Origin of the sequence: Dyadobacter soli (assembly GCF_900101885.1) — a bacterium.
Lineage (GTDB): Bacteria > Bacteroidota > Bacteroidia > Cytophagales > Spirosomataceae > Dyadobacter > Dyadobacter soli.
Window position 1 is genome coordinate 130636 of the sequence record NZ_FNAN01000005.1, and the last position, 13463, is coordinate 144098.

General features: G+C 51.7%; 8 protein-coding genes. 5 read left to right on the top strand and 3 right to left on the bottom strand.

Translation table 11 applies throughout. From position 1 onward, the window contains the following. Positions 1-172: 172 nt before the first annotated feature. From BLQ88_RS09090 to BLQ88_RS09100, 3 genes are all read left to right on the top strand, one after another. Complete coding sequence (locus tag BLQ88_RS09090; protein WP_090148597.1) at positions 173-529, top strand: DUF1801 domain-containing protein; 357 nt, start codon at positions 173-175, stop codon at positions 527-529. Between the two features lie 123 nt (positions 530-652). Continuing rightward, positions 653-1198, top strand: a complete 546-nt coding sequence (locus tag BLQ88_RS09095) for a dihydrofolate reductase family protein (protein ID WP_090148599.1) — start codon at positions 653-655, stop codon at positions 1196-1198. A 158-nt stretch (positions 1199-1356) separates the two neighbouring features. Beyond that, positions 1357-3771 (top strand): TonB-dependent receptor, encoded by a 2415-nt coding sequence (locus BLQ88_RS09100; protein WP_218132899.1) that lies wholly within the window; start codon positions 1357-1359, stop codon positions 3769-3771. A 102-nt stretch (positions 3772-3873) separates the two neighbouring features. On the opposite strand, the gene BLQ88_RS09105 is transcribed toward BLQ88_RS09100, so the two are convergent. Together BLQ88_RS09105 and BLQ88_RS09110 are read right to left on the bottom strand one after the other, a co-directional pair. Continuing rightward, positions 3874-6927 carry a sensor histidine kinase gene (locus BLQ88_RS09105; protein WP_090148602.1) on the bottom strand — a complete coding sequence of 1018 codons (3054 nt, stop codon included), beginning with the start codon at positions 6925-6927 and terminating at the stop codon, positions 3874-3876. Beyond that, the gene (locus BLQ88_RS09110; RefSeq protein WP_090148603.1) at positions 6920-7591 is read right to left on the bottom strand and encodes a response regulator transcription factor; all 672 of its coding nucleotides are present in this window, start codon (positions 7589-7591) and stop codon (positions 6920-6922) included. The genes BLQ88_RS09105 and BLQ88_RS09110 overlap by 8 nt, the downstream gene beginning before the upstream one ends. Before the next feature lie 303 nt (positions 7592-7894). Here BLQ88_RS09110 and BLQ88_RS09115 point away from each other — a divergent pair, with 303 nt between their 5' ends. Together BLQ88_RS09115 and BLQ88_RS09120 are read left to right on the top strand one after the other, a co-directional pair. Further along, on the top strand, positions 7895-10522 hold the full coding sequence (locus BLQ88_RS09115; RefSeq protein WP_090148605.1) for a zinc-dependent metalloprotease: 2628 nt from the start codon (positions 7895-7897) through the stop codon (positions 10520-10522). Positions 10523-10656: 134 nt separating this feature from the next. Beyond that, entirely contained in the window at positions 10657-10851 is a 195-nt protein-coding gene (locus BLQ88_RS09120) for a hypothetical protein (RefSeq protein ID WP_090148606.1), read from the top strand. On the opposite strand, the gene BLQ88_RS09125 is transcribed toward BLQ88_RS09120, so the two are convergent. Then, the gene (locus BLQ88_RS09125) at positions 10837-13455 is read right to left on the bottom strand and encodes an ABC transporter permease (RefSeq protein ID WP_229212635.1); all 2619 of its coding nucleotides are present in this window, start codon (positions 13453-13455) and stop codon (positions 10837-10839) included. The two genes, BLQ88_RS09120 and BLQ88_RS09125, sit on opposite strands and share 15 nt — an antisense overlap. Positions 13456-13463 lie beyond the last annotated feature (8 nt).

Consider the following 13463-nt stretch of genomic DNA (forward strand, 5'->3'; position numbering starts at 1 on the left):
TTATTTGATCAAATTTTTCCTGCTTTCTCAACATTTGTTAATTCTTTTGTCACTCACGGCCTCTATTTTCGCACTTACCTAAGCCGTATAGGTACCGGGCATGCGTGTTTGCAGCCCGTTTCGACGATATCTGGCAATACCGGCGGTTGCCTTCACATCAACACCTTTAACAATGGCATCGAAAGCAGTAGACGATTTTCTCGCAGAAATCAACCATTCCCGTAAGGAGGAAATGGCGGCGCTCCGCCAAATTATTACGGAAGTGAACCCTTCCCTCACCGAATCGGTAAAATGGGGCGCTCCCAGCTTCTTTTATAAGCGCGACATGGCAACCTTCGGACCCCGGGTTAAAGACCAGGCCGTACTGGTTTTTCACGAAGGTGAATTGCTGACAGCCCGCAACGTATTAGAACCCGCGACAAAAGGCAAAGCTTATGCAAGGTTCAACAACATGGCGGAAGTGGAAGCCAGGCGCGAAGATTTGAAAGCGGTTGTCCGGGAATGGATTGAACTAATGGACAAAGAATAAGGCGGGTTGCCCGTAACTTGTCTCAAATGCCCCCTGTATCTGTTCAGGATGGCTTCCAAATGGGTTGTCGCATTGGCCTATTTTTGTAGTGGTTCAATGTCCATTCAATAGATACAAGATGTTATGAGAAAGGTAATTGCAGCATTCAATATGACACTCGACGGGAACTGTGATCACACAGCGGGTATCCCCGACGAGGAGCTCCACCGGCATTACGAGGAACTGCTTAAAAGCGCAGACATTGCATTGTACGGAAGGACGACCTACCATCTGATGGAGTTCTGGAAAGACCTGGTGCAAAATCCGAGCGGCCAGAAGGATATGGATGATTTCGCATTAAGCATGGACCGGATTCCCAAACTCGTCTTTTCCCGTACTTTAAAAGAAGTCGATTGGCACAGCGCCAGGCTGGCGCAGCACGAGCTCGGAGAAGAAGTGCGGTTACTGAAAGAACAGCCGGGCGGGGACATTCTGGTCGGTAGCAGGAGCCTGATCACCTCCCTGATAAACCTGGGCCTGGTCGACGAATTTCAACTCACCATTTTTCCCGTCGTAGCAGGCAAAGGGCTGACGTTGCTGGACGCGATAGCCGACCGGACCCTGTTGAAACTCACAAAGACAAAAACGTTTACTTCCGGCGCGGTAACGATGTATTACACCTTTGAATAGGGATTTACAGCATTGCTTCGCCGGAAACAATTTCCTTGGCATGGCTAACGGAAACAGGTAAGCAATTTTCTCGATGTGTTGGATTTTGCTTGTCGGCATATTAGTTTTGGATCAATTTATAATTGGTCTAAATAATGTAGACAAGTCCAACCCAAGATATGATTATTCCGTTACAGCTTATCCATTCCTGCCCCTCTGCCCATTCGGTGTTATCGGACTGCCGTGCACGGCTTGCATTGACGTCTTTTTTTCTGATCATAATGCTTTGTACTCCCGGTTGCGCGGTCAAAGCGCAGTCGCACGCGGGGATGATCCGTGGGATGGTTACGACCATCGACGGGGCGCCTGCGCAGGGTATTTCCGTGAAGCTCAAAAATTCAGCCAAAGGTACGGTGGCCAATACCAATGGTACTTTTGAGTTCAAAAACCTGGAATTCGCGTCCTACACCGTCGAGTTTTCCATGGTAGGTTATGAAACGACCACCGCCGAGGCGACGGTTAGCCAGGAAAAGCCCACCACCGAGGTTGCGGTCCAGCTCGATTTTTCTTCCACCAAACTCGACGAGGTGATCGTCAGCAACGGGGGTAACCGATTCGCCAAGAAGGAGAGCGACGATGTTTCGAAAATGCCCATTGCAAACATGGAAAACCCGCAGGTGTACACCGTGGTGAGCAAGGAATTGATGAAAGAGCAAGTCGTGACCGACTATAACAGCGCTTTCAAGAACGTGCCCGGCGCGGGTATCGCCGAAATAAGGAACCAGGGACGTACTACGTCCATTTCGCGGGGTTTCGCTACGCCCCAGCTCGTGCGCAACGGGGTGGGCAGTTTTACGTATTCGTCCATCGACCCGGCCAACCTGGAACGCATCGAGGTGATCAAGGGGCCGTCGGCGACATTGTTCGGAAGTACATTGTCGTCTTTCGGGGGGCTTTTCAACCGGGTTACCAAGAAGCCATTCAATGCATTTAAAGGTGAAGTATCGTTTTCTGCCGGCAGCTGGGACCTGAACCGGCTGACGGTCGACCTGAACACGCCGCTCAACGAAGAAAAATCGGCGCTGCTGCGGGTAAATACTGCATTGCACAGCGAAAGGAGTTTCCAGGATGCGGGCTTCAACCGCAGTTTCCTGATCGCGCCGAGCTTCTCGTATGCGGTGAACGACCGCCTTACCCTGCTGCTCGACGTCGAGTACAGCGGTTATAAGGCCGTTTCACCTATGCGCGTCGCACCTGCGACGAAGGGGGCGGCCCGCAGCGTTACCGACCTTGGATTGCCTTACAAACTGTCTTTTGCGAATAATACCATCAACTATTCCGGGCAGCAGTACAACATTTTCGGGCAGATCAAATACAAACTGTCGCCGCAATGGACGTCGCAGACCATCGTGTCACGCACCCGGTCGTCGGCCGACGGTTATGTGGTAGGCCTTACGATCCTGACCGATTCTACGCTTCGCCAAACGGTTACCAACCAGGATTACCCCTATTACGGAACGGATTTTCAGCAGAATTTCATCGGCGATTTCCGGATCGGCTCGTTGCGCAACCGCGTGGTGGCCGGCGTGGACGTGTACAGCCTGCGCGCGACGCGTAACGATGCTTCCGTGAATATGCCTGCGCTTAATTTCAAAAAGCCTGGCAATGCTTATAACAACTTCAATATCACCAAAGTAGCCCCGTTGTTTGAAACTGCGACCTTTACCAATTTCGTGGCGATAAACGAAAGGACTTACAGCGCCTATGTGTCGGACGTACTGAATGTTACCGACCGTTTGCTGGCCATGGCGAGTCTCCGCATCGATCGCTATTCCAACCTCGGAACCTATTTTCCGGCTTCAGATTCTACGGCGGGCGCATTTAAGCAAACTGCCCTGTCACCGAAGTTCGGTCTCGTGTACCAGATCGTGAAGGATAAAGTATCGCTTTTTGGTAACTATATGAATGGTTTCAGCAACGTCAGCGGCTCCGACTTTTTTGGAAATACATTCAAACCCAACCAGGCGAATCAATGGGAGGCAGGTGTGAAGCTGGATTACAACTTTGTGACGGCTACATTGAGCTACTACGACATTGCGGTGACCAACGTTACCCGCGACGACCCGGAGCATGTCAATTTCTCGATCCAGGACGGTACCCAGGAGAGCAAAGGTTTCGAAGTGGAGGTGATCGCCAACCCGGCACCGGGCCTGAACATCGTCGCAGGCTATACCTACAACGATAGCAAGTATACGCGGAGCAACGAGAATGTGCAGGGATACCGCCCTACGACAGCGGGCCCGCCGCGTATGGCCAACCTGTGGATCAGCTACCGGCTCATCAATGGGGCCGCAAAAGGCCTGGGCATCGGTTTCGGCGGGATTTATGGCAGCGAGTCGTTCCAAAGCAATACCAAGGCATTTACATTCACGATTCCTTCCTATACCGTGCTCGACGCTTCGTTGTTTTACGACAAACCCAAGTACAGGCTGGGTATCAAGGCCGATAACCTTACCAACGAAAAGTACTGGTCGTACCGTCTCGCGGCACAAAACCCGCTGCGCGTTACAGGTAACATTACTTTCAAGTTTTAAAAAGGTAGGACCAATTTACATTGTACCAGATAGCAGCGGCCGGGGCATTGATCTTGGCCGTTGCTGTTTCGCAGGTATTGCATTGTGGCTGGATTCGGTTCATTACACAAATTTCAGCGCAATGGACGTCTTTTTTTCGCCGGTCACACGCGCGTGGATCTGAATGCCCAGCAGCACACAAAGGTCTTTGACGATCACCAGGCCTATTCCTTTTTGGCCGGGGTTTTGGGAGGCGCGGAGCCATTCCTCGTAGGAGTTGTAGTTTTTATTGAGCCAGTTTGCCAGTTCGGCCGGGATTCCGTCTCCATCATCGGCGATCGTGATTTCCTGTAACCCGGTTTGGTTTGCAGATATGGTAAGCTCGGATTGGCTCACTTTCAGGGCGTTGTCGATCAGGTTGTGGATGATGATGGCGAGCAGGTTTGGGTCGCTTTCCACGGTGAAACCCGGGTCGATGTCGGTCCTGATTGCTATTTCCCGGTGTGCGGCGATGCCTGCAAACAATCGGGAAGTCGACACTACCAGAGCGGACACATTAACGGTACGTTTCTCCCAGCGTTCGGCAGGGGATTTGCTTTGTAATTTAATGTAGTCGAGGATGTTCCGGGTGAGGGTATTGAGCCTTTGCGAGGTATCGAGCGTTTCATCGCTCATCCGGACGATGAGCGGATCGACGGCGGCCTGCCTGTGGATATACGCATTGAATTGTTGGAGCGAAAACCCGATGTAATGCAGCGGCGTCTGAATGTCATGATTGACCGCCGCGATGATCTGGCTGATCACCCGGTAATGCCGGATCAGGTTCGCTTCGCGCTCTTTTTTGATATGGTACGCGGACCTGATCCTTACCGCTATGAAGAACAGCCCTGTTAAGACTAATGCTGCCAGCGACCGGAACCACCAGGTCTCATGCCACGCGCGCGGGACTTGCAGGTGCAGGGTTTTGTAGGTATAATCATTCGTTCCGAATCCCGTCACATTCCTTATTTTCAACACATAGGCTCCATATGCGAGGCCGGGCAATGCGATGACGAAATCCGGATTGACCGGCATCCAGCTCTCGGCGCGGCCAGGGCCGGAAAGCGTGTATTGCATCCGGAGGTTTTTCTCGTTGCCGAGGTACGGCGTCGTAATAGTCAGTCTCAGTTGCTCGAAATCACGGGATACTTCAAGTGAGTCGGCTACGGGGATCGTTTTTCCGTCCTCGCGGATCTCGTTGATGAAAATCTGGCGGTTGGGCAGCTCGGGCCTGACGGTTTCCGGTTTAAACCAGATCAGTCCATCCATCGACGGGAGCGACACGGTTCCGTCGGCGAGCGTGACCGCGCATGGCTGACAGCCACCGTTGAATTCGTTGGTTGCGAACCCGTTGCGCTTGTCGTAATACAGGTAATAAACCAGGCCTTTCTGATGCGTCGCATATGCGAGCAACTGCTTTTTGGCCACCTGGAAAAGTCCCCGGTTGGTGGTGATCCAGAAAAAACCATTACGGTCTTCGACGATGCAGTGGGCGGTAGCGAGAAAGCGGTTATCATCCAGCGGAAATTTGACCACTTTTTCACCCCTCAAAAGGTAGATACCATTTCCGTAAGTAGTGATCCACGTGCCGTCATGCGTGGTGTAAGCGCTGCGGACCGTCATGTTCCCCAGGGCATGGATCTTCTTCAAAGCGCCGCTACGGGTATTCAGCCTGTAAATGGCGCTTTCGGTAGTCAGAAACATCGTTTCTTGGTTTTCCCTATCCAGGATCGTATAATTGCCGATGTTGAGCCTGTACCTGAGTTTTGGTGTAAACCGGCCCTTGCTTTCTTCGATCGAATACATCCCATTGGTTTCACAGCCCACCCATAACCTGCCGCCTCGCTCGATGTTCAGGGATTTAGCTTTTTCGGGCAGCCTGACGTGGGCCAGTATTTTTTTTCCGGACGGGTCCATTTTGTAAACGTCATATGCGAACTGGAACCAGAACGCGCCGTCTGCGCAACGCACCATGAAAAATGAGCTCCTGATCTTTTCCAGCAGGGGCGAGGTGCGTGAAACTACGGCCTTTGGCAAACCGGCCTGCGGCGTAAATGCATATCCCTGGGATGACAGTACGGAACGCCCGGTGCCCGCCACCTGTGCATAATATACGTTGTCCGCATTGTCGGCAGCCAGCTTGTTAGCATAGAAATCCTGCTTCTTGAAAAGGTACAACCCGTTCGTTACGCTGCCGAGGAACAGCGAACCGCTGCTTTCATCGAGGAATAAGGAGGTGATTTTGGTTTTTTCGAGGTCAAAGTCTTTCAAGATGAGCTGGGTATGGAGCTTTCCGGCTGCCGATGATTGGACGATGTACAGCGAGCTATCAAGATATAAAAATGCCTGGCGCGAAACGTTGTTCCAGAAAAGCTGGAAATTGTTGCCCGAAAACCGCCTATTGGCCAGGATATCACCCCCGACAACCACATTGCCGACCGTAGCGCCGATGGATTTAAAATTCCCATTCAAATCCAATGCATAAGGAATGCGTCCTATGAGAAAGAATTGCTTAAAAGCTCCGCTGGCCTTAAAAAGGCGTTTGCCATTTTGAAAACCGTAAATTTCCGCGCCCTGCCACACATAGGAGATGCCGTTTCCGGAAGAAGTGAAATAATGTTCCGAGTCGGGAACAACGGGGTACTGCGCCGGGTAACCTTGCAGTATACTGTTATGCCTGATCTCGTTCCGGGCTAATGGATTGATTTTTTTATAGTTATCATAGAAAGCGGTGTCGACAGATGCAAGCCCATTGGAAAGGATAGCCACGTATTCGTTCTTTTCAGACAATGCATAAAACTCCGGGGCGTTGCCTGCACCCGGTTGCGGTGACGGAACGAACCAGCGGAAGCGGTTGCTCAAAAGCGGCAATACCGATTTTTCAAACGTTATAAAACGATGGCCGTCGAAGCGAGCCAGTCCGGCTTCGGTCGTTAGCCATATGAAGCCGTTCCGGTCCTGTGCAATCGCTTTAACGCTGTTCTGCGGAAGCCCGTTTTCATCGGTAAAATGCTGTAACCAATATCCTTCCGGCTGTTGCTGTGCGATTATCCGGCCGGGCAATAGCAATGCTATGTACAGCAGCAACACCGGTACATATTTGGGAAGAAGCGACCATTGAGCCGGTACGTTACTCATTGACCTGGAAATACTTGGTCAGTTCGATTACATTGCTTACGCCGAGCTTTTCGAAGATTTTGGATTTGTAAATGCTGATCGACGAAGACGAGAGGCTGAGCTGCTCCCCGATATTTTTGGTAGACTGTCCTTTCACTAACAACTGTGCCACATCCAGTTCCCTTTCGGAAAGTTTCTCCGTAGTCGTGTCGGTTGTTTCCCTGGAACCCAGCAACTTGGCGAATGCCTGCTGCATTACCTCCGGGCTCGCGTAGGTACGCCCGCTCAGGACGTGGTCTACCGCTTTTGTGAAGTCGTCATTGATGGCTGTTTTGGAGATATAGCCGTTGGCGCCCGCCTTTAAAAACGGTACTGCATAAAGCTGCTCGTCGTAGCTGGAACAAACCAGGATCGGCAGTTCGGGCTGCCGGAGCCGGACGGAATGGACCATCGCCACTTTGTCGCCGCCCGGCAGGTTAATATCCATGATCAGCAGGTCGAAACTCCGCTTTTCAAGCATTGCGATGGTCTTATTGAAATCGCTCGTGCAGGTAATTACCGCTTCCGGTTTATGAGCCATCAAAAGAAATTGTATACCCGCCAAAATCAGCGGATGATCTTCTGCGATGATGATCTGAATGCTCATGCCGGAAAAGAAATAACGATCGGGGAATTTCAGTGACAATGATAGGGAAAATCGGCGATAGTAGTCCTTCGACGTGCTATTAAATTTATTAAATGCAACAAATACTTTTTTTAATAAACGATTAAATTTTTCCTGGCGCCGCCGCCGGTTACATGCGATAATTTTGTTGTGTTCCAGCCAGAAACAATCCGCTGATACGCGTTGATTTACCCCCTCCTCTACATGAAGTATTCAATATGCGCCCATCGATACATCCTTGGGGTACAGCACCGTGGATGATTGCCAGTAAGGCTTCCGACAATTAATCAATCGTTCGTTTATCAAACCAAATCTTGTTCATCTATGAAGAGACTTTTAACCGTTCTGTTTGCCTTGTCCTTTCAGTTTGCATCAGCGCAGAAAGGGTTCTTTACCAAGGTAGAATCCAGCGATAATCCTTCGGCCCGGTCGGTTACCCATTTAACCAGGCATTCGGTTTTTAATATTCAAACTAAAAACCTGAAAGCATACCTCGCTGGCGCGCCACTTGAATTCGGTAAAAAGAATGCCGTCGGACGTACCCTCGAAATACCGTTGCCAGACGGAAATGTGGTGCTTTTCGATATTTTCGAATCGCCTATTCTTGCGCCTGCGATTGCGGCGAAACATCCGGAAATCAAGACCTATGCCGGAAAAGGCATTACGAATAAGGCCTATTCGGTTCGTATCAATTTTACCCAGGCGGGATTCAGCGCGATCATCCTGGGCGCAGGAAGCGATGCTGTTTATTTTGAAAAAATTGATTTGAATGCGGCCGACAGCATTTACAGAAGCTACTTCTCGCGCGACGCGATCAGCCCGAAAGATGCCACCGAGAAAACGTCCAATAACCATTGCGGAACAATTGACAGCGAAAGCCGTGTGAAACAATTGAATACCAACGGACAGAATAAAAGAACTGCCGCGACTGCATCGACAGGAGCCACTTTGAGAACCTTCCGGCTGGCAATGGCAGCCGATGCGGAGTTTACGGCAAACAAAGGCGGAACGGCCGCGCTTGCCTATGCCGCGCTGACGAACTACGTCAACAACATGAATGCCGTATACAGAAAAGAGTTAAGTGTATCGTTCGAACTGGTTAGCGATGAAACGATCGTTTACACCGACGCGGCCAGCGATCCGTATACGAATGACAACCAGAGCACGATGCTCGACGAAAACCAGGAACATCTCGACAACGTCATGACTGCCGGTTACGACATCGGGCACGTGCTGGGTTATGCCGGCAGTTCGGGTGGCGGTATCGCCGCGCGCGGGTCGGTGTGTGATCCTTCCTCAAAGGGGCAGGGGGTTTCAGGGGTCGGTGACGGCTCCTATCCGGATGTATTCGATCAGCAGCTGATCCAGCATGAGGTAGGGCACCAGTTTGATATGGGCCATAGCTACAACAGCAATGTTCCGGTTTGCACTACCAGGGCTCACGATACCTCGGTAGAACCGGGATCAGGCACTACCATCATGAGCTACGGCTATACTTGCAGCAATACAGACCCGGGACTTGGGATGCTTGGCAATGACGACTACGAGGGCACTTACCAGCCAATCTTGAATTTCCACGCAGCCAGTTATGATCAGGCCAATGCATTTATCGAAACGTTATCATGCTTCACCACGTCAGCCACGAACAATGCCGTGCCCGTGATCAATGCAATGGCTACGAGCTGGACGATCCCCAAATCGACACCGTTCGTACTGACCGGTTCGGCCACCGATGCCGACGCGGGCGATGTGTTGAGCTTCTCGTGGGAGGGAACCAATATCAGCGATGAAAGCAACAAGGCTTTGCTTACCGCCGCTACCATCTCGGATCCTTCACGCCCGCCGTTTTTCAGATCGTACGCCCCCGTTTCCGCGAGTACAGGCCCTGATGCCGGAACCCGATATTACCCCAGGCTGGAAGCGATCCTGGATGGATCGAACTACGCAATCGGTGATAAATTGCCTTCAATAGGTATTGCGACCACCCACAAATTGACCGTCCGTGACAATGACAGCGGCGTCAGCTCGGCCGAAGTGACTGTAAATGTAGATGACTCAGGACCGTTCCTCATTACCAACGATACGCCGGGCAGCTTGCTGGGGCCGACAGGCACCTATCCGCTAGGTGGCGCCATGACGGTGATGTGGAGTGTGAACGGCACGGCAGGCGCTCCCGTGAATTGTAAACGGGTCGATATTTTCCTGTCGACAGACGGTGGGCTGACTTTTCCGACCACGCTGCTAACGGACTGGCCCAATGCCGGTACCGCTGCCGTGGTTCTGCCCCTGGTAGATACTTTCAAGGCGAGGATCAAAATAGCGCCCAGCACCAGTACTTTGGCGGGTCATGTGCCCAATGTGTTCTTTGATATCTCCAATGTCAATTTCATCATCGGTTCTCCAATGCCGGTAACCCTGGTGTCGTTCGAAGCGAAGCCTGATTCAGAGAACTCCGCAATGCTTACCTGGCAGACTTCCGAAGAACGCAACAACGCCGGTTTTGACATAGAAATGAGCCTCGACGCGAGAACTTTCAGCAAAGTCGGTTTCGTAGACGGGAACGGAAACACCACCGCGGCAAAGCATTACCAGTACCCGGTTAAAGACCTTAGCGGCGGAAAATACTATTTCCGTTTGAAGCAGCTGGATTACGACGGCAAATTCGAATATTCGCAGATCCGGGCTATCGAGCTGAAAAGCGCCAGGGATTTCCTCGCCGTATACCCGAACCCAACGGGCGGCAAGCTGAAAATCCATCCGTCGCTGCACAAAGGCCAGGCATTCTCGGTGCAGATTGTGAACCAGAGCGGCCGGACCGTCGTGTCGCTCCCGACCAGCGACATTTACAGCAAAGATTACGAACTGGATGCGTCCGACCTGCCCTCAGGAATTTACAGCATCATCCTGAAAGGCGTCAATTTTACTGAAAGTTTAAGGTTTGTAAAACAATAACCCCGCCGCAATAGCCAAGTAGCGGCATACTTACTATTCAGGAGAAGAACAGGGCAGGGGGCACCCCGCTCTGTTCTTCATTTCAATGCGCGGGTATTTTCAATAGCATGTGACCACTAAACGCTCAGCCGCCGGTGAACAACGAAGTTTTTCCAGATTTTCCCTACCGCGCAACCGAGGTGGTCCGGTTTATCCAGGCAAACGAACTGTTCACGTGCATGCTAACCAACGGCCGCGTGATCCACTTTTGCCCAGCCGATACAGAAGCATTCAGGATCTGGCTTTCGGAGCACGGCGTGAAAGATGTTACGGGGTCACTCACTCCGTAAAGAAGACACCGGATTCACCCATGCGGCTTTGATTGCCTGGGAGCTGACGGTGAGCAAGGCGATGGATGTGGTGACGACGCCGGATACCGCGAAAATCCACCAGCTCAATCCTGTGCTGTATGCGAATGTGCCCAGCCAGCTGCTTAGCGCCCACCATGCGAGCGGGGAGGCCACCACGAGTGCGATCAGGATCAGTTTCAGGAAGTCGGACGAAAGTAGTCCGACAATGCTGGACGCGCTTGCCCCGAGTACTTTACGTACACCGATTTCCTTGGTACGCTGCTCAGCGGTGAATGCTGCCAGTCCGAACAGCCCCAGGCAAGAAATCAGGATTGCCAGCACGCCGAAATAGTTGACAAGCGTATGCACCTGCTGTTCACTTCGGTAGAGGCCTTCGTACTCTTCATCAAGAAAATGGTAGTTAAAAGGATATTCAGGGTTAAAATCCCCGGCGACCGTTTTGAGCGCAGCCAGTGCTTGCTCTGTTTGTCCTTTCTTTGTTTTGACCAATAAATAGCCCGAATTCTCAGGGATGTACGTCAATACAAGCGGTGTAATGGCCTGGTGCAGCGAACTCATATGGAAGTCTTTCATAACCCCGATGACAGCTCCGGTGCCTTTCCAGAACTTGATCTGCTTTCCGACCGGATTTTCTTCGCCCATCAGCCGCGCCGTCGCCTCGTTGATCAGGTAGGCCGACGAATCCGCCGCGCTACCGGCACGAAAATCCCTGCCGTCCACCAGCTGGATATTCATGGTCCGGACAAAATCTGCGCCGACGGTCATCGCGGTGACCGATGCATCCAGGTTCGGGTCTTTGCCCGGCCAGGTCAGATCGCCGGATGTAGACTGTATATTGACGGGAAGCATACCCGTTACCGATGCCGACGCTACGGCCGGTTGCCGCATTACTTCCTGCCGGAATGCTTCCATCTTTTCAGGTTTGCTCACATTGCCTTCCAAAGGGAGGTAAATCACATTTTCACGGTCCAGGCCCAGGTTTGTCGTACGCAGGTATTGCATTTGTTTACTTACGGTCAGCATGCCTACGATGAGGAAGATGGATAGCGAAAATTGAAACGTCACAAGTATCCGCCGGAAGAGTGCCGGGCCATTGCCAAACTGCAACTTGCCTTTCAGTATTTTTATTGGCTTTAATGCAGACAAAAACAACGCCGGGTAGCTTCCTGCCAAAAGCCCGGTGAGGAGCGTCAGTGCCAGAATTCCGCCCCATAGTTCCGGGCTGGTAAAGTCCAGCACCAAATGTTTTCCGAACAACTCATTGAATGTAGGTAACGCCAGCCAAACCGCCGCTAATGCCAGGGCGAGGGCAAGCACGCTGGTTAGTATCGATTCACTTAAAAATTGCCCGATCAGTGACGAGCGAAATGCGCCTACCACTTTTCGTACACCCACTTCTTTGGCCCGTGTGGCCGAGCGGGCAGTAGCAAGGTTCATAAAATTGATGCAGGCAATTAACAGAAGGAATGCCGCTACTACGGAGAACACGCGTACATACTCGATGCGCCCGCCGACCGGCTTGCCCATTTTGTAATCGCCGTAGAGGTAAACGTCCGTAATCGCTTGAAGGATCGGAACGGTGGTATTGTCCTTGTCGGTGTAGCGGCGGTAAATGTCTTCCATGCTCTGCTCTGCCTGGGCCCGGGATGTATTTGGCCTCAGCTTTAGATAGGTAAGAAACGAACTGTTACCCCAGGTTTTCTGCCACGGCTGCTCCTGCTCTTTCCAGTTGACAACCCAGCCGAATCTTAATGTGGAATTGCTGGGCAGGTCACGCAGCACGGCGCCGACTACATAGAACTTTTCATTGTTGAGCTGCAAAGTTTTTCCCAGCGGATCGGTATCGGGAAAGTATTTGTCGGCCAGTTTTTGGGTTATGACCACCTGATTTTTCTGTGCAAGCGCAATGCGCGGGTTACCTTTCAAAACCGGCAGGTCAAATACTGCGAAGAAATCATCTGTCGCATAATATCCCTTTTCCTTCGCGCTTTTTTCTCCTACTTTCACCAGCAGTTCCAACCAGGGATTGATCTTCGTTGCGGCCGCCACTTCCGGCACATCTTTGGAAATGGCATCCTGCAATGGCCCTGGGGTAACTTCCCCGGTACCGATCTCCCCCGTACTGTGATTGGTGGAGTTGGTCCTCACAAAATAGACATCACTTGCTCCGGGCAGAAAGCGGTTGTAGCTCAGCTCGTCTTTGACCCACAAACCGATAAGCAGCGCGCACGCCATGCCCAGGGCGAGCCCGAATACATTGATACCTGTGTATAATTTGTTTTTGGCGAGGTTGCGCCGGGCGGTGGTGAAGTAGGAATGAAGCATATCGGTAAATGCGGGTTTAGGATGTTTTGAATTAGCTTTTCGTTGATAGAAGAAAGGGGTGAGGCATTGAAAAACAGCCCACACATACGCACGACGCGCACGGGTGGCTCCCGCCAGTGCGACTTGTTTATGGAAAGCTTCGTGCAGATCTCCCTGCACAAATTCGAGCAAATGCGGTGCCACAAACCATTCGAGGAGCTTGTCGGCCCACCGCGGAGGCTGGGCGTCCCGACGTTCGTGTTGATGTTTTCTAATCACGTTTTTAT